Source organism: Pantoea eucrina (assembly GCF_002095385.1).
Taxonomy (GTDB): Bacteria; Pseudomonadota; Gammaproteobacteria; order Enterobacterales; family Enterobacteriaceae; genus Pantoea; species Pantoea eucrina.
In genome coordinates, this window is record NZ_MIPP01000002.1 from 113346 (window position 1) to 131161 (window position 17816).

Genomic DNA, 17816 nt, shown 5'->3' on the forward strand with positions numbered 1-17816 from the left:
AACCTTATCTGCCCATAATGATGGAGTTAACGTTTTACTGACTGTTGTTAGCGTCACGCTGCTAAATCGCCATACCGGAAAAGTGGATGGGATCGGCCAGCATGGCGGCCAGAATTTTCAGGCCCTCTTCACACTGCTGCCGCGACTGAGAACCGCCCAGACAGATGCGCAGCGCGTCAGCAGGAAGATTACCAGTGCAAAACGCGGCACCGGAGACGGCGCTGATCCCTTTTTCACGCAGCTTTGCCGCGATGTCGGAGGCGTTGGCGTTGACCAGACCGGGCAGCGGCAGCCAGAGGTGATAGCCTGCGCTGTCAGCCTGAAACGGATATCCGGTCAGGCAGGCCGCTGCAATCTGCTGGCGGATGCCCGCCTCCTGTCTGATAGCGATCAGCATGCGATCCGCCGTCCCGTCATTGATCCACTGTCGCGCCAGCGCATTAGTGAGCGGGCTGGACATTACCGTCAGCGCCCGCAGCACGCCGGAAAGCAGCTGCGTCATCTGTCTGTCCGGGCCCTTCACAAACGCGATCCGCAATCCGGGGCCAAAGCACTTCGACAGGCCGGTAAGATACCAGGTCAGTTCCGGTATTAATCCGGCAAACGTTGGCACCGGCGCATCGCTGAGCGCCGCATAAGCGTCATCTTCAATGACCGTAATGTTATAGCGCTGACAGCACTCAGCCAGCGCCCGCCGGCGCGCTTCCGGGATCGTCATCGTGGTCGGATTTTGCAGCGTCGGGTTGATATAGAATGCGCCGATCTCGCCGCTGCGACACAGCGCCTCAAACGCCAGCGGATCGGGCCCCTGCGCGTCACAGAGCACCGGCTGCAGCCGCACACCCAGATGACTGGCAATCGCTTCATGCCAGGGTAAATCAGGCTGCTGACACAGACCGCACCTTTCCTGCGCTTCAGTAGCGTCATGATGCCCATCAGAGCGCTGTGAATGCCCGGACAAACCAGCACGTCGGCCTCGCTCTCTACGTGAAGTTTGCGCCCGATCCAGCGCATCGCTGCTGCTTTATCCTCTGCCGTCCCGCCAAAATCCTGATAGCGCAGCAGACTCAGCATGTCGGTCTGGTTAAAAAGGTTGATGGCTCCTGCGCGCAGCGCTTCCTCAACGGCGGCACCGGCAGGCTCTGTCGGCGCATTCATGGTCATTTCATAAGTGCTGGCAGGCAGAGCTGAAGAGGCTGATGCCCGTGCACGAATAAAGCTGCCGAGTCCGGGGCGTGAGTCAATTAATCCTCTGCGCCGCGCTTCCGCATAACCGCGCGTTACCGTGGTGTAATTCAGACCCAGCGTTTCAGCCAGTTCACGCAGCGGCGGCAGACGGTAGCGTGAAGGCAATTCGCCTGTACTGATGCCCTCTGCAATGAAATCCGCGATGCGCAGATAGGCCGGACGTTGCGTCTGCTGCTGAAGCAGGGCTGCCCAGCGCGTAAAAAGCGGCGTAATCATATTAAATCCTGTCTCAGGACGTTACGCAGACAGGTATATCACAGCCATAATCAAGGCGTAACTTGATTGCATGGTTGATTGCATCAGTTTTTCCATTTGACTCACTTTACGTGTTATCTGTACAGCGACGGGACGGGGCAGATTGCCGTAAAAGGAGGCTCTCGCTGCCCGCCGCGGGGAATAACGCTTTACCGATTAAAGATTGCAGGCGGGTCAGCCGATAACGCTTCTGTGCTGCGTCAGTTTTTGTATCGGGTCAGAGAAACAGCGACGTTTTGCCAAATCAGGCAGGCGTAAAATGATTCTCTGACTATCATCGTTCTTTTACGCGCGTGCAGGATAGCAAGCCGGGCGATCGGGATATCTGCCACAATACGTTTTATGCTCTTTGAGTATCGTCAGAATAAACCAGGTCCAGCTATCATGAGCACAACGATCAAACCTATCTTATCCGCCGTTTGGTCCACCAACGCCCTGGGGATCTGCGTCACCAGCCAGGAGTGCCCTGCCGGCCTGATGCCTGCGCTCAAAGGCGTCACGCTACGGGAGTGGCTGAGCATCGCCCAGGCTGATGAGGATGCAAAAATTGCGCTGCTGCTGACTGCGGCCCTGGAGCGCGTACAGCCTTTTCATATTGAAGTGCCGATCAACTGCCTGGATGGCACCCTGCGCCATGTCATCGTGTCAGGATTGCCGGGCGAGCGGGCGGAAGCGCCACACCTGCAGTACAGCGGTTTCGTACTGGATGTCACCGGACAGCGTAAGGCGCTGGAGGAGGCGCTGCGCACGGCCGCTGAATATCGCCTGCTGATTGAAAACAGCACTGATCTTATCGCTCACTGCGATGCCGAAGGGCGGTATGTCTCAATTTCTCCCTCCTACAGCGAAATGATTGGCTGGTCAGCCGAAGAGATGCTGGGCCAGCGGGTGACGGACTTTCTGCACCCTGACGATCGCGCACCTGCAGCCGCGGTGCTGAGTGCTATTTTCGCCGGGGGGGAGCAGCCGGATGTGGTGGAGGTGCACAAACGTCATCGCAATGGCCACTATATTACGCTTGGCACAAAAGCCTGCGGCGTGACCGATCCCTCCACGGGAAAGAACATCGGTGCGGTACTGGTATCGCGCGATATCACCCGCGACAAAGAGAAAATGCTGCAGCTGGAGCAGCAGGCGATGCGCGATGCGCTGACCGGCCTGCCAAACCGCTCCTGGTTTTATAAGCAGGTTGACGCCCTGCTCGCACAGCAGCAGGAGCAGCGCCTTGTCACGGTGCTGTTTCTCGATCTGAACGGATTTAAAGCCGTTAACGATTCAATGGGCCATGCGGCAGGTGATTCGCTGCTGTTACAGATAAGCGAGCGGCTGCAGAGCTGCCTGGCGCCGGATGAGTCGGTTGCCCGACTCGGCGGCGATGAGTTTGTGGTAGCAGCCCGATGCCGCGATCGCCGGGAGGCCTCTGCGCTTGCTGAACGTCTGATTGCCAGCTTCAATGCTCCTTTCAGCATCAGCAGCAGGACGATAAGCATCGGGGCCGCCATCGGCATAAGCCAGGCGCGACCTGCGACATTATCCGCTAAATTACTGATTCAGCAGGCTGACACCGCCATGTACCAGGCAAAAGCCCGCCGTGACGTCGCATACCAGTTTTTCTGCCTGCCCTCGCATCTGTGACGGGTTGCTGGCAGATGCCGCACCATTGACGGTTATTAGGGTACAGTGAATGCGCTATCGCGGTCTGAAACAGAACATTATTGAGCCGTCACATTTTATCCAGCTTAGCCAGGTCACGTTCTATATCAGCATGTCTGCCGCGATCCGCAATCTCGCGGCCAGGACGGGGCGCGGCGTTGAGCGCTTTTTCCAGATACTGTTTGGCCACTTGTTTATTGCCTTGTGCCAGCTGAAAGTCCCCATAAAAATAGTTAGGATCGATGCCTGCCGGATTGATAGCCAGCGCTTTCCTGAACATCGCCTCCGCTTTTTTATTATCGCCAAAACCAATTGGCCAGCCCGGAACCTGGTAATAGAGTGCGCCCAGGCTGGTATAGGCGGACCCCTGTAAAGCGTCCGGGTCAATAGATAACGCCTTTTCCAGATCCGCTTTAGCCTGTTTAACCAGGCTGAGCGCACCCAGGCCGCCTTTTGCGCCCGCCCAGCTGCTGTCGATAATGGCACCCCAGATAAGCAGCGCCGGCTCCTGATCGTGGCCCTGAAGATGATGTGCCTGCTGGCTAAGTGCGCTGAAGCACGCCTGTTTCTGATCTTCCAGCGACCGATACTGGCAGACCGACCAGTCATGCTGAAGGGTGGTCAGCGCTGATTCTGCCGATGCCGCACCCGGTAACGCAAAAAGTGACAGAGGTAATAAGGCAAAAAATGGATTCATCTATTTCATCTCCACAGGAGCATCAGACTGCAAAAAGCGCTTAATCAGCGGCAGTTTTTTTATCAGCGCGCGATCGACAAGGTGAGGCAGAAGGGCATTTATCCGGACAAAAACACGCTCCACTCCCCCCATTCTGGCTCTGCGGCGATCCTGCAGTAACGCCTCAGTAATAAACTGCGCTACTGCTTCGGGTGAATCGCTTTTGTTTCCCAGCGCCTTGTTCATCGCATTTACCGCCGCAGAGTTCAGCCCGGTCTGTGTGGCCCGCGGCGCTGCATAGAGCACTTTTATGCCTGTCGTGCTGAGCTCGCGGCCCAGCGCTTCAGAAAAGCGATGCAGCGCTGCTTTCGATGCACAGTAAACGCTGTATCCCGGATGTCCCAGCTCGCCGAGAATAGATCCGACATTGAGAATGGTGCCCTCTGCGCTGAACTGGTGGATCAGCGCGCGCGTAAGAATCAGCGGAATTTCAACGTTAACGAGCAGCTGCTCACGTACATCCGCAATGCTTTGCTGCTCAAGCAGCGCGAAACGACTGGTTCCGGCATTATTAATCAACACATCCAGGCGGTGGCCGGCATGAAAACAGCGGCTGAGCGACAGAATTTCTTCATCGCTATAATTCTCAACCACAAAAACGGTATGCCGCTCTGGATGCTCCATGCAGAGTCGCAGCCTGTTGAGTTCTGGTTGATTACGTCCTACCAGCCATAGCCGGGCACCCGCCAGCGCCAGCCTCTTTGCCAGCGCCTGACCGATCCCGCCGCTGGCACCGGTCAGCACAATATTTTTGTTAAGCAGCTCCATGCGGCACCTCAGAAAGTGCGCGGAGCATCTCACCATACAATGCATAAACCATGCGGGCGGTATGCACAATATCCTGCTGATCGCGCTCATCTGTCACTTTATCCATCAGGCTGGCAAAGAACTTCAGGTGTTCCAGATCCAGTGCCCCGTGTGAGCGCAGATAGGTTGTGGCCTCCTCCGGCAAATCGAGTGATTGCTGCAGGGATTCTGCAATCGGCGTGGCGATATTTACGCTGGTTCCTTCAAGTACGTGAACCATGCCAAATATGCAAAGCGGATTAACGCGTTCGATGCGGTAATAGAGATAAGCAAGCATGAGCTCTATTGCCCGCCCTGGCTGCCCCTGACGCACGCATTCAGCGTCACCGCCGCAGGCGCGAATGTCATTCAGGATCCACTCATGGTGGCCATATTCCTCTTCGATATACTCAGCCAGCGCGGCACGCAACCACTCTTTTTCTGCAGGCAGGCGACTGCCGGCACTCATCAGCAGCGGTACCGTATGACTGACGTGATGATAAGCCTGTGTCAGAAAAGCGATATACATGTCACGTGTCACCGCGCCCCGGGCAGTCTGCTCAATGACGACGCTGCTCAGCATCGCTTCCCGCGCCTGTTCTGTTTTGTCCTGCAATTGCTGATAAAAAGCCATTCAGATGTACTCCTCACAGTTCACTATTTGATCTTTCATCGCCGTCCAGATCGCATCACGACGCGGGCGCCCGTTTGCAGTCAGCATTTCGGGTGATGAAATAAGCGGGGTAAAAATAAGATGATGCGGACGCGCGTAATCCGGCAAAGTCGCGGATAAGGCCTCCAGCTGCTCACGCGCTAATGCCTCATTGCCAGCAAAAGCATCCACCAGCGCAACGTTCTGCTTAAGACCTTCGCCAAACATAACGATGCGCCGCACGGCCGGACAGCTGAGCGCTTCAGCTTCAATCCACTCTGGTGAGAAGTTACGGCCAAATGCTGTTATCTGGACGTTGCGCGCCCGACCGGTGATATGGATAAATCCCCCGGCGTCCTGTCCGGCAAGATCGCCGGTATCAATCCATTTCTCAAAGGGGGCATCGCCCAGATAACCCGCGGCGTTACCCGGGCTCGCCACCAGCAGGCTGCCTGTAGCACTGTTTGCCACGTCGATGCCTGGCAAAGGGCAACCTGCACTGCCATCCATCACATGCTCAGGCAGATTCAGTGCTACCACCGACCCACATTCGGAAAGCCCGTAACCCTCATAGACCGGCAGTCCAGCCTGACGTGCTGCACGCAGCACGCCGGCCGCAATTTTTCCACCACCCGCAGCAATAAACTTCAGTGGCTGAGTTGCTGCGGGTAACTGATGATGCACATAGCTCAGCACGCGCAGTAGTTCGGGTACCAGCACCAGACTCTGCGGGTGCCAGCGCATCAGCGCTCCGGCAAATATGTCCGGGCTAAACTGACTTGAACCGGTAAAGCCCACTTCAGCAGCCGCAGGCACAACCGTGGTGACGCCCAGTAACAAAGGCACATATCCTCCGCAAATATTCTCGAGCAGCGTGCTCAGCGGCAGTACGACCAGATGACGGTTCAGAGCCAGGGGCAACATCTGCTTGGCCAGCACTGAAGCGGTCCATTCAACGCCCTTTTGCGTGAGACAGACCCCTTTTGGCTGACCAGTAGTACCTGAGGTATAGGTGATTTTTACCGTGTCCTGATGCAGAGGCGGTGTCTCAGCAGAGCGGCATATATGCAACTGGCCCAGAGAGAAATCTTTAGACCGCCAGCCAGCCGGGCATAGGCTTCCCAGTAAGCCATCCAGACCGGCCGAATGGGCCACCCACGTACGCTGCTGTTGAGAGAAAAACGAGGGCACAGGGACGCAGACGACGCTGGCTTTCAGGCATGCCAGATCGGCTATCAGCCATTCCGGACCATTTTCCAGGGCCAGACCCAGACGGCGGACGCCCGCCTGCTTTAGCTCAGCAGCAAAACGTGACACCGCCTGTTCATAGTCACGCCATGTCCAGCTTCGCTGACTATTAACCAGGGCTGTAGCATCGGGCTGATGCCGGGCATGGCTGGCAAGGGCATCAATTAACATGACGGATCTCCTTCTGCTGCAGGCGCCATGGGGCAACGGGCAGTTCATCAAACAGATTGAGCAGCAGCGAATGTTCAGCCAGTGATTTTTGACCGCTGGTTAGATCACCCGCCATCACCTGAGGCGCGTGCTGATAATAGTCTCCCCAGGCTGCGGGATTTACCGTCAGACGTGTAGGTTCCGCAGCAGTGATGGTTACCGGCTTCAGGTGCAGACGACTGAAAATATTTCGAATTTTCACTGTTCCGGTAAACATGATGTAGCGATAGCGATAATGGTTAAGCAACAGACACACCGCGGCGTACATGACGCGGGCAGCGCTTCCTTCTGTCGCAGCGAAATTGCCAACTTCTACAATGTCTCCGCGCTGTGCATTGCAAAAGCCATGCTGTTGCAGGCTGCTCTCAGCCGGTTTGTCGAGATATTGCTCCAGAAACAGCGCGCCGTGTGATGCAGCTTTCATTCCGCAGGCAGCCAGCAAATTCTCTTCTCCGTCACACAACATCAACACCCACGGCATTAACTCTGTCAGGTGAGCACCAAATTGCTGAAAATAGCCATCACGTATAAATTTAGTGGCGGGATTAATATGCGAGCCACCCGGCACCCATTTCAGGGAGCATACCGGTGCAATTCTCATAATATTATCTTTTACCTGAATGATAAAAATCAGCTGAAGACGATTTATAATGCAAAAATATATGAATCAACCCCATGCAACCATGAGAATAGAGATATATTTCAACAAATGTTGTCAGTAATTTATTCCAGTGAAGAATTAGTTCAGCGTCAGAATAATAAGCGGGAAAATATCTCTCCGCTGCAAGCCAGACACCGCCTGATGAGGCCACCAGCAGCAGAGCAATTACGCCCAATCCTTGCACCGTTGCCGCGAGTCCACCGTTTGACGCAGCGGGAAGCCTCAGGCGTACTATCTGATGTATATCGCGCTCTATTTGATCAAACCTGAAGAAAATCCACGGGTAATACCATTTGATCCCTCTCTGAGTCAGCATCCAGGTCAACAGTATTGCTCCGAGTACCAGCAGCAGTAGCCCGGATATAGCATGCAGCCAGGTAACTAATGCCGGTAATCCCGCGCTGTTCAGCGCTTTTGCTTCAATAAAGTTTGAATTAATTATCTGTCCGGCTATCAGCAGCGCGATAGCGATATGCAGCGCGCGAAAGAATGGCGCGTAACTGTGCGGAAGATAATGCATTATCTTTTTTGTCATACTCAACTCCTGGTCAGGATAGAGTTAAGTATTGCAGTTGAATATTAACTGAACCTTAATATCAGGAGGCGCTAAAAAAAGTGCACGTAATTTTTCCTGGCTAAAAACGCTGTTTAGAAAAACATACCTGTTGAGGCATCTGTAAACAGCGCGTCGTGCCTGCCCGAATTTTTCCAAAGCAAAGAAGAAGACCAGCGGACAAAGGCGGTGCATTCATGGCGATGAGAATGCAGCGCTACTGGCTTGCTTGTACTGGTACAACGTAAACGTATAACGGGTTGCTTCAGGAGGGAGGCCGGATAGCTTACTGGTGTCCTGACCTGGCGGATGCGATCGTCAGGCCGACATCGGTTACCGGACGGACTCCGGGTAAAACAGGGACTGGTTGCCGCCAGACGAGTTATGCGCATGACTCATGCACAGCGCAGTTCCCACTGGTTTACGCATTTGGCTAATCAGTGTGGCTGTGATTTTTCTGAGTGGCAGGTTAATAAGTTATGTTAATAAACGGTGCTTTTATTTTTTTCATTATTTTTAATAACTAACCAGTTATTAAATTTTTTAGATCCGACGAAATAAATTCACGTAAAAGACTTTTATCTTAACTTCTGTTTTATGCGCTAACGAAGCGTAAGCCAGGCTGGACAATGCATTAGTAACGTGATGTTATTGTCTGCGCATTGATTACTTTTATCTGACATTTCCAAAATAAATACGCTCTGCCGATGCCTGAAAGCCGTGTTCTGTTTTCAGGTTTTGCTTTTTTCTCAGCTGAGGAAAATATCGTGTTTAAATTAAATCCTGTACTTCTGGCCCTTATTGCAGCACAAGGTATGATGTTTCCGGTTTTAAATGCATCGGCGGAGATATTTAAGCCCTATACGCCTGAAAACAATGATTATAAAGCGGGTGCATTTTATTTGCGTGGTGGTTCAGTTCGGTCGCTGACCGGACTGCCGCAGTTTACACCGGGCGTGAGTGGCGTAATGCGCACCACGCTGGGTGAGCTGCAGCGCGCGGGCCGGATCGTTACCGATACGCTGACCGGGTAACCCCGTATTAATGTCGGGCAGCAAAATCTGAATATCGTTATTCCCGATCCCGGGAACAACAGCTATAAATCCTTCCGCGTTTATGACAGCTTAGCCTTTACAGATTTACCAGAAATCAATACAGAGACAGAGGCAGAGGACTTTTATGCTGTAAACGATCGGCAATATATAGGTGCCCGCATCGCCTCAGTTACGCGCGGCACGCTTAATATTAATATCGGGCGACCTGACAAAATCGCAGGTTCGGACACAAACCGCTGGTCAATGGCGGCCAGACAAAGCCAGCTTTTTACCACGGCACAGGGCGGCCATCTGAACTGGAACAGTAATAATCGTATTACGTTCACCGCCGTTGAGGCACCTCCTGAAAATAATCAACTGACGCTGAGCAGAGATAGCGTGGTGAGTTATACCGGGACTTTCAGCGTAAATACGCGGGATGGCGGAGTCGCCACGTTCACGGTAGCCTCCCTTACGGAAATAAGGAATTATAATGACTGGTTAATTAATCAGCTGCTGAATGACAATATTACGCAGGAAGAGTATGGCAACGCGTTCAATAAAGCGTTTTCGCTTAATGAAGGCCGCGTGGTTTATCGCACCGGTGCCGGCAACCGCCGCGATGAAGTCAGGCTGCCGGCGGGCGACCGGATGGTGCTTAGTGCGAATGGCCGTGACGCCAGTGTGAAAATTTCTGCAGGGCGTACGGTTGAAGTTATCAACGCCAGCACGGCGATGCAGGCCAGCAACGGCGCGACCGCAACCATTGATGGCAAGCTCGCCGTGACCGCTACCGGCATTGCTGAGAGCAGGGCACTGGCACTTCTCTCAGGCAGTACCGGAATAAATAATGGCACGCTGAACGCCGGCTTCCTGAATAACGCCAGCGGCACGGGCGTCGACCGCAGCACGCTGGGCTATATCGGTAAAGCTGTCGCGGTAAAAAGCGGCAGCCGTGTTACCAATAATGGTGTGATTAATCTTGCCCCCGGCGATGCGCCTGAAGGTCTGGAAAGCAACGCGATCTGGATTGGTCAGGGCAGTGCGATTAACCGCGGCAGCATCAACGTCGGCGTCACGGATGTGGTTAATAACAGCTCAGCGGCAGGGGTTACGTTAGGCGCTGCAGGGCACTTTATTAACGCGGCACAAGGCACCATCGCCATCGGTCGCTCGCCACAAAACCGCAAAACGGACAGAACGCAGGATGTCGCGGTTACGCTGAGCGGCGGCGTCAGCGCTATTGAACAACGCCATAACAGCAGCGCGATCAATAATGGCCGTATTGTCATCGGTTCCCGCGTGCAGAACGCCGTGGGTATGCGCGTGGAAAATGCACCCTCTGCGCTGACGCTGAATAACGGCGTTACCGATATTAACGGACGGGCACAGCCTCAGCCGCTGGAAAACATCGGCATGCTGGTGCTGAATGCCGGGCAGTACGGGCGGGTGAGCAACGCAGGAATAATCAATCTTAACGGTGATAACAGTACCGGCCTGAGCAGCGTTTCAGGCCGGCTGCGGCAGGTTTACCGCAGCCGCGCTGTTCAGCGACGGCTCAGGGCCAGACGGGCAGCAAAGGCCAGAAAAATGGCGCCGGTGGTACGATCCATCCAGCGAATGACCTGCTCTTTTCGCAGTATCGTTGCCAGCGGGCGCGTGGCGCTTATCAGTGCCATCGACCAGCTCGTCCCGATCACAATATGGATACCGACCAGAATAAAGGTCCAGAGTACCGGTGAGTGACCCTGCGGAATAAACTGCGGTAAAAAGGAGACATAGAAAATGCCAATCTTAGGGTTGAGTGCATTGCCGAGCACGCCTTTCAAAAACCAGTTTGAGCCTTTTTTAGCGGTATTATCCGCCAGCGCCAGCTGCTTTCTCGGCCGCAGCAGCATGTTAATGCCCAGCCAGCTCAGGTAGAGCGCGCCACAATACTTCAGGATGTCGTAAGCCAGTTCTGACACTGCGATGAGCGCCCCCAGCCCGAACGCCACGGCGGCTCCCCAGGCCAGACAGCCGGTGCTGATACCCAGCGCCGCGTGAACCGCCTGTTTTCGTCCCTCAACCGTTGCTGTTCTCAATACCAGCGCGGTATCCAGGCCCGGCGTCAGAGTCAGTAACAGCGCGGCAAAGCTGAATGCCAGCAGCGCATCCATTATGGTCAGCATATCTCTCCTTCAGGCAACAGGTTGTTCTGGTCGCAGGCATCCATCTGAGGCAAACCTTTACTCAGGCTAATCCGGGCTGCTGAGCAACGGACGAGTGCAGCAGCAGCTTTTCGGCCGACGGGCGAACGGCTTATACAGCATATAGCGTTTACGATAAACGCTCAATTATCGCCAAAGAGCAACACGCACCTGCTGCGTTACCCGACCCGGAAAAATAAATATCATCCTGGCAACGGCCGTCATACAGAAATAAATATCAGATGCAGCGATCTGCTGTGAAAAAGTAGAAATGCTGCCTGTGATAATAAAACCGGCGGGTGGTTTGAAGGCAGTATATATATATTTACGCGCGGCGACGCCTGCCGCTGGCTATAACGTGCGGCCGCTTCGCAGGAAGCGCTCGCGCTACCGTGAATCGCCCGGCAGGCCGTTGTATTCAGGAAGAAAGTGGCCGTTTCGACATCACGCACGTATCACCGGACCGGACAGCCGGCTGCGGGTAAAAGCTGTCTGCCCGCATAATTAAAAAATCTCCTGAAAGAACGTTGCTTTATTTTTATTCTGAACTATCTGTTTATAGGGATATCCGGTTATTTTTTATTTCACGAGGACTAATGTATGAAACGTAAAATAATGGTCGCTGCTGCTCTGTTTCTGGGAACACTTGCCTCTGGCTCTGTTTTAGCCGCGCAGGAGATCACTAAAGAACAGGCCAGCCAGTATCAGGAAGTGGGCAAGATAAGCTCGATGAAAGAGCAGACTGCGCCTTCAGATGCCAAAGCCGATCTCTCCAAAAAGGCAGATGAACTGGGCGGTAAATACTACGTTATCACCTCTGCAAAAGAGGGTTCAAAGATGTCAGCTACCGCTACCGTCTATAAATAACAGCGGGTCTGTTGTATGCAAACGGCAGGCTATGGATGGCCTGCCTGAATGGCACCGCGATCTCTCCCGTAATCATCGCTGATCACCTCCTGCACTCTGCCTTTCTCTGAATCGGTATGACCTAAACCACCGCTATTTCCGGGTTTTAACTCCCTATATCACTGAATATTATGATTTTTACATAAAGTTACATTTGCAATGGAATCTTTTAGAGAATTGCTAAAGCAAATGATTATCATTGTCTTTCTCAGGTGAGGCGGACCTCTGCCTGCCTGCGCTGAACGGATAAATATAAAAACAGCGCATCACTGCTTAACCTAATACCAATGTTTAAGAGAGAGTTTATGGCTTTTTGTAGCAGGGAATCAGGGTTCAATAACCTCTTCAGCATCTCATTACTGGCACTGACCGTGCATTCCCTTCTCACTCCCGCCCGGGCGGCAGAGGAGGATGCGCAGGAGATGATCGTCAGCACTGATTCGGCCGATAACAGTGCGCTCAGTAACCAGAACTATGCGGTGCAGACCACCCGTGCGGGCACTAAGCTGATGCTGACACCGCGCGATGTACCGCAGTCTCTTAGCGTCGTGACACAGCAGCGCATGCAGGATCAGGATTTGCAGTCGGTTAATGATGTATTAACCAACGTTACCGGCATATCCACTAATCTTGTCGACAGTGAACGCTCTGAGTACTATTCGCGCGGCTTCAAAGTCAGCAATTTTACGTTTGATGGTATTCCGGCTTTAGTCAACGACGCATGGAATTATGGCGATGCGGCTTCCGACTCCGCTATTTATGAGCGCATTGAGATCGTGCGCGGTGCAACCGGCCTGATGACCGGCGCAGGCAGCCCGGCGGCTTCAATCAACATGGTGCGCAAACATGCCGACAGCAAAATCGCCACCGGAACGCTGAGTGCCAGCTATGGCAGCTGGAATAAGCAGCGTTATGTGGCCGATCTCTCTTCTCCGCTGAACGGGGATGGCAGCCTGCGTGGCCGCATTGTGAGCGGCTACACTGACCAGCAGAGCTGGCTGGATCGCTATCAGAAGACCAAAAAGTTTATCTACGGCGTCATTGATGCCGATCTCTCTGAAAGCACCACCGTGTCACTGGGATATGACTACGAAGATAACAACACCGGCAACCCAACCTGGGGCGGTTTGCCGATGTTTTATAGTAACAATGCCACCACCCATTACGATCGCAGCCTGAATTCAGCAGCCAACTGGGCGCGGTATAATACCAACTCCCGTAAAGTCTTTGCCGATATTGAACATAACTTTGATAACGGCTGGAATGTTCATGTTAACGGCACGCACGCTGAAAACACATTCAGCGATAAGCTGCTCTATGTGATGGGCAATCCCGATCGGGAGAGCGGTGAGGGTACGACCGGCTACGGCAGTATGGATCGCGGCAAACGTAAACTGGACTCTGTCGATGGCTTCGCCAGCGGCCCGTTTGAGCTGGCTGGTCGTCAGCATCTGTTAATGGCGGGTGCCAGTTACAGCCGGCAGCACAATGCAACGTATAGCCAGGATGGTTTCAGCGATGCAGAAGCGCGTGAGATCACGGCAGCCGATATGGGTATTTTTGATAACCACTGGAGCGGTAATGTAGCGGAGCCGGCGTGGCAGGGCTGGTATCGCAACGCCAATGACACGGTGCGGCAGAAATCCGTTTACAGCGCAGCACGTCTGTCGCTGGCCGATCCGCTGTCACTGATTGTTGGCGCGCGCTATACCCAGTGGAGCACCACCGGCAGCAGCGGAGAGGTGACTAAAAATAACACCACGCCTTATGCAGGGCTGGTGTATGACATCAACGATACCTGGTCCGCCTATGGCAGTTACACGGCTATTTTCCTGCCGCAGACTTATCGCGATACCCGAGGCGGCTACCTGTCACCCGTAACCGGAAAAAGCTACGAAACCGGGCTGAAATCTGCCTGGAACGATGGCCTGCTCACCGCCACCGTGGCGATATTCCGTATCGAAGAGGATGATGTCGGTCAGGCGCTTGATGGTGTCTACCTGAATGGCAGCGAGCAGGCTTATGTCGCCGCTAAAGGTGCCGTGAGTAAAGGCGCCGAGTTTGAACTGAATGGTGCACTGACTGATAATCTGCAACTGACATTTGGTGCCACCCGCTATGTTGCGCGTGACAAAAGTGGCCGCTTTAACAGTTACCAGCCGCAGACCTCCTTTAAGCTATTCACCCGTTATCAGCTGGCCGCTATTCCTGACCTGACTATTGGCGGCGGCGTTAACTGGCAGAATCGGGTATTTAAGGATGTGACCAACGCCAGCGGTGAGAGCGTACGGGTGTATCAAGGCAGCTATCCGCTGGCATCGCTGTTTGCGCGCTATCAGGTGAATAAACAGGTTGCGGTACAGGCCAACCTCGATAATCTCTTTGATCGCCACTACTACAGCTATATGAACAGTTACGTCTATGGTGAGCCACGAAATATGAACGTCAGCGTTTCCTGGCAGTTCTGACAGATCGAATAGTCGATATTCACATTCAGGCATGCAACACGCTGACATGCCTGAATGCTTCCACTATTACCCGCCCGCTTCTCTTCTTTCTGCACGCTCAAACCGCTCATCTATACTGATTATTCCAGCAGGCATGATGCTGGCAGTATAGATCCCAACACTCAGATAATGTGACCATGTAAATGTGCTTGTTAAATAGCGCGTTCCTGCCTTATATCCCGGCGGAGCGTAAGAGCAAATAGATCTCTCACTATCCGGAAAACCAATAATGAAAATAACGCGTTTTGTTTATTCTGCCCTGATTGGCGTGGTCGCCAGTTGCCGTTCAATGACGCCGATGGCGGCTCTTGCTGCGGCACGTCTTGCGAAGCGCAATACGTCAGGCGCTCTGCTGCTGCTGGATCGGCCGCTCTTTAAATATGGGGCGTTAGCGATGGGAGCAGGGGAGCTGTATGGCGACAAAATGAAATCAGCACCGGACCGCACTGTGTTTCCTGGCCTCTCGGCGCGCGTGGCCAGTGCCGGGATTGCCGGTGCCGCGCTGGCACCTCGTGGCGAAGAGAAGACCGGGGCCGCGGTAGCTATTTCTGCCGCGGTGCCACTGGCTTATGCCACGCTTGCAGCCCGCAAAAAGGCGATAACAAAAATCGGACAGACCCGAAGCGGCCTGATTGAAGATACGCTGGTTGTCGCTCTTGGAGCCGCCGTGGTCTTCTTTGCCACGCGTTCTGACCGTCACTAAACGCCTTCCCCAGCCTGACAGAACAGGAAGTTTGTGATGGGGGTGGGGCAGGTTATTTATCTTTTGCCCGTTCTGATTGGTGTTGCCTGAGTTAACAACCGGGTGTCATCCCTGACAGTTTCTCCGGCCGGTACGCGTCGGACGCGCCCGTTATGAGGTTGGCTTATCTTCGTCGTCTTCCGGCCGGGGCCGGGCAACGGTTAGTGATGTTTTCCGTCGTCGTCCGGGTCTGCTTTCATCTTTAAGTGCAGCCCAGCCTTGTCGCGCATATCAGTTTGAGAGAAACCATTGAGCCAGTGTCTGGCTTTTCTGATTTTTTCCGCCCTGACCGCGTTAGTGGCGTTACCAGCCATCAAATCCAGCTCCGCCGTCAGGGTTCGCTGGTTAATGTCCTGTCCCGCCATTGCAAGGTTGAGTGCTGCCTCTCCGATGACAGGTTTCTCCTGATCGTCGTCGTGATCAAACACTGAATACACCTCCTGATACGAGTCAATGACAACCTCACCGGTAACTGTAGTTCCAAAATGGATACGATGCCTGCCCGAACACGCGACCGCTTAAGGCCGCAGGCCTGATAAGTATCTTTCACGTCGCTTAAAAGCCGCACTGCTTAAGCGTTGTTTACTCTGCGGTAGTTTTGAACACTAAGAGAGGCTTATGACGTCCGCTATGAGCGAAAAGCGGGCCTTTAATTATGAAGCCTTATAAGCACCCTTGCCGATTGATGGATTCCGCCTGTTCTGTAAATAAAACTAGATCGATGAATCAAAGTAACCGTAGCTTTTAGCCAGGCTCATCGCTAATTTTCTGTTGTCATCAAAACTTAGGGTTGATTTGCACCTCAACCATAAGGACGAAGTATGTCAGATAAGAAACGTATAGCCATTACCGGTGCGTCAGGGAAAATTGGCAGGGTCACAGTAGAGTGGCTTGAAAAAGCAGGGTATGACCTGTTCCTCATTGATAAGAAAGAACCGTCAACCAGCAAACATCCGGCGATGATTGCGGATTTAGAGGATTTTGGTGCAACACTTGACGCCCTTTCCTCCGTCGGGGAAGACATCTATTCACGACCCGAACCTGCAGCTTTTGATGCTCTGGTTCACCTCGCCAGTATCCCCCATCCCCGGATGATCCCCGACTCTGACGAGTTCAGAAACAATATGCTGGCCACTTTCAACGTATTTGAAGCATCCAGGCGTCTGGGGATTAAAAATATCATCTGGTCATCGAGCGAGGTTCCTACCGGCGTGCCTTACGATCGGTGGGCGCCCCCATATGTGCCGATTGATGAACACTACCCGGCACGGGGGATTAGCATTTACGCGCTGACGAAAGTGCTGGGTGAGGAAATGGCCCGTCAGTTCTGCCTTAATAACGCTGATATGCGCATTACCTGTCTCCGGCTTTCTAATGTTATGGGGCCGGATGAATACGCCCGGTTTGAAAGCTGGCAGGACGATCCGGCCGTCAGGTTATGGAATATGTGGACCTACGTTGACGTTCGTGACGTTGCCCAGGCGATTGAAAAAGCTCTCGAATATGACGTCAGGGGCAAAGATGAGTTCTTTATTACCAGTGATGTCACCTGCATGCGAATCCCCACAAAGGAACTTCTCGACCATTACTACCCTGAAGTTGAGCAGCGTAAACAATTTGCAGGCAATGAATCGGTGCTGAGCAGCGAAAAGGCAATGCGCATCCTGGGTTATCAACCGGCTTACCGCTGGACCGACAGTATCTGATGATCCCTTTGTTACCGGCCTGTACAGGGCCGGGTAAACCGTCTCAACAGGAGAATGATATGAGTGAGAAAAAACTGGCTCTCATAACCGGCGCAAGTAACGGTATTGGCCTGGCGCTTGCGGAAGAATTTGCGGCTAACGGATACGATCTTGCCATCGTGGCCCGGGATGATAAAAAGCTATCAGCTACACGCGAACATCTGCAAAAACACTTTTCAGTTAGCGTACACTCATTCAGTGCTGACCTTAGTGAGTATGATCAGATAATCGGCCTGCAGACCAGAATAGATGCGGCCGGTTTAAACCCCAGCGCGCTGGTTATCAACGCCGGCCAAGGCCTACTGCCTTGAAGACAGGGTTCGTGACCACATTCGTGACGGCAGCCTGAGGATTGTGCTCCCGGAATGGGCACCCGTTGAAGAGCCTATGTATCTTTACTATCCCGGTCACCGGCGGGTTCCACAAGGGCTGAAGGAGCTGATTGCGGTGCTGAGAGAAGAGATAAAAAATGAAAAGAGAGTAGCTGATAAATAATCTGATTTATTGCTATGGGTAAGTCCGCTCCTGGTACGAAGCGGTCATTAGTATCAAAAAACTGATGGCCCCCTCCGGCTCTTCGGCGTTGCCGGATCTTCAGCCTCACCCCCGCTAACCGGCTCTGCCCGATCCCTCCGGAGTTAGGGTCTGCGCCTGACTTTTTTGAGGGCTTTATTGGTTATCTGGCATCGAA

At 53.4% G+C, this 17816-nt stretch carries 17 protein-coding genes; 7 read left to right on the forward strand and 10 right to left on the reverse strand.

Features of this window, described 5'->3' with window-relative positions; translation table 11 throughout:
- Window positions 1–61: 61 nt before the first annotated feature.
- Together HA43_RS19100 and HA43_RS19105 are read right to left on the reverse strand one after the other, a co-directional pair.
- On the reverse strand, window positions 62–826 hold the full coding sequence (locus HA43_RS19100; RefSeq protein WP_244555199.1) for an aminotransferase-like domain-containing protein: 765 nt from the start codon (window positions 824–826) through the stop codon (window positions 62–64).
- Window positions 715–1464 (reverse strand): aminotransferase class I/II-fold pyridoxal phosphate-dependent enzyme, encoded by a 750-nt coding sequence (locus HA43_RS19105; protein WP_244555200.1) that lies wholly within the window; start codon window positions 1462–1464, stop codon window positions 715–717. The genes HA43_RS19100 and HA43_RS19105 overlap by 112 nt, the downstream gene beginning before the upstream one ends.
- Before the next feature lie 423 nt (window positions 1465–1887).
- On the opposite strand from HA43_RS19105, the gene HA43_RS01910 reads away from it, so the two are divergent.
- Window positions 1888–3138, forward strand: coding sequence for a sensor domain-containing diguanylate cyclase (locus HA43_RS01910; RefSeq protein WP_094110882.1), 1251 nt, complete (start codon window positions 1888–1890; stop codon window positions 3136–3138).
- Window positions 3139–3226: 88 nt separating this feature from the next.
- On the opposite strand, the gene HA43_RS01915 is transcribed toward HA43_RS01910, so the two are convergent.
- The 6 genes from HA43_RS01915 to HA43_RS01940 are packed head-to-tail and all read right to left on the reverse strand — an operon-like array spanning window position 3227 to window position 7984.
- Window positions 3227–3853, reverse strand: a complete 627-nt coding sequence (locus HA43_RS01915; RefSeq protein ID WP_094110810.1) for a tetratricopeptide repeat protein — start codon at window positions 3851–3853, stop codon at window positions 3227–3229.
- Window positions 3854–4660 (reverse strand): SDR family oxidoreductase, encoded by an 807-nt coding sequence (locus HA43_RS01920; protein ID WP_094110811.1) that lies wholly within the window; start codon window positions 4658–4660, stop codon window positions 3854–3856.
- Window positions 4647–5312, reverse strand: coding sequence for an iron-containing redox enzyme family protein (locus HA43_RS01925; protein WP_094110812.1), 666 nt, complete (start codon window positions 5310–5312; stop codon window positions 4647–4649). Before HA43_RS01925 ends, HA43_RS01920 begins: the two co-directional genes overlap by 14 nt.
- Window positions 5313–6749: an AMP-binding protein gene (locus HA43_RS01930; RefSeq protein ID WP_094110813.1), complete on the reverse strand. Its 1437-nt coding sequence runs from the start codon at window positions 6747–6749 to the stop codon at window positions 5313–5315. It lies immediately after the preceding gene.
- Window positions 6739–7389 carry a thermostable hemolysin gene (locus tag HA43_RS01935; RefSeq protein ID WP_094110814.1) on the reverse strand — a complete coding sequence of 217 codons (651 nt, stop codon included), beginning with the start codon at window positions 7387–7389 and terminating at the stop codon, window positions 6739–6741. The genes HA43_RS01930 and HA43_RS01935 overlap by 11 nt, the downstream gene beginning before the upstream one ends.
- 4 nt (window positions 7390–7393) lie before the next feature.
- The gene (locus HA43_RS01940) at window positions 7394–7984 is read right to left on the reverse strand and encodes a cytochrome b/b6 domain-containing protein (protein WP_094110815.1); all 591 of its coding nucleotides are present in this window, start codon (window positions 7982–7984) and stop codon (window positions 7394–7396) included.
- 725 nt (window positions 7985–8709) lie between these two features.
- Here HA43_RS01940 and HA43_RS01945 point away from each other — a divergent pair.
- Window positions 8710–9036, forward strand: coding sequence for a hypothetical protein (locus HA43_RS01945; RefSeq protein WP_094110816.1), 327 nt, complete (start codon window positions 8710–8712; stop codon window positions 9034–9036).
- Between the two features lie 1547 nt (window positions 9037–10583).
- On the opposite strand, the gene HA43_RS01950 is transcribed toward HA43_RS01945, so the two are convergent.
- Window positions 10584–11207 (reverse strand): LysE family translocator, encoded by a 624-nt coding sequence (locus HA43_RS01950; protein ID WP_425298519.1) that lies wholly within the window; start codon window positions 11205–11207, stop codon window positions 10584–10586.
- Between the two features lie 618 nt (window positions 11208–11825).
- On the opposite strand from HA43_RS01950, the gene HA43_RS01955 reads away from it, so the two are divergent.
- The 3 genes from HA43_RS01955 (at window position 11826) to HA43_RS01965 (ending at window position 15341) form a co-directional block, all read left to right on the forward strand.
- Entirely contained in the window at window positions 11826–12092 is a 267-nt protein-coding gene (locus tag HA43_RS01955) for a YdgH/BhsA/McbA-like domain containing protein (protein ID WP_071668142.1), read from the forward strand.
- Window positions 12093–12436: 344 nt separating this feature from the next.
- A complete protein-coding gene (fhuE, locus tag HA43_RS01960; RefSeq protein ID WP_094110817.1) occupies window positions 12437–14599 on the forward strand; it encodes a ferric-rhodotorulic acid/ferric-coprogen receptor FhuE in 2163 nt (720 codons plus the stop codon).
- 268 nt (window positions 14600–14867) lie between these two features.
- The gene (locus tag HA43_RS01965) at window positions 14868–15341 is read left to right on the forward strand and encodes a hypothetical protein (protein ID WP_094110818.1); all 474 of its coding nucleotides are present in this window, start codon (window positions 14868–14870) and stop codon (window positions 15339–15341) included.
- 200 nt (window positions 15342–15541) lie between these two features.
- Here the strand turns inward: HA43_RS01965 and HA43_RS01970 are convergent, their stop codons facing one another.
- Entirely contained in the window at window positions 15542–15808 is a 267-nt protein-coding gene (locus tag HA43_RS01970; RefSeq protein WP_071668145.1) for a hypothetical protein, read from the reverse strand.
- Between the two features lie 393 nt (window positions 15809–16201).
- On the opposite strand from HA43_RS01970, the gene HA43_RS01975 reads away from it, so the two are divergent.
- Window positions 16202–17086: an NAD-dependent epimerase/dehydratase family protein gene (locus HA43_RS01975; RefSeq protein ID WP_094110819.1), complete on the forward strand. Its 885-nt coding sequence runs from the start codon at window positions 16202–16204 to the stop codon at window positions 17084–17086.
- A gap of 59 nt (window positions 17087–17145) precedes the next feature.
- The gene (locus HA43_RS01980) at window positions 17146–17436 is read left to right on the forward strand and encodes an SDR family NAD(P)-dependent oxidoreductase (RefSeq protein ID WP_223811787.1); all 291 of its coding nucleotides are present in this window, start codon (window positions 17146–17148) and stop codon (window positions 17434–17436) included.
- The last annotated feature ends 380 nt before the right edge of the window (window positions 17437–17816 follow it).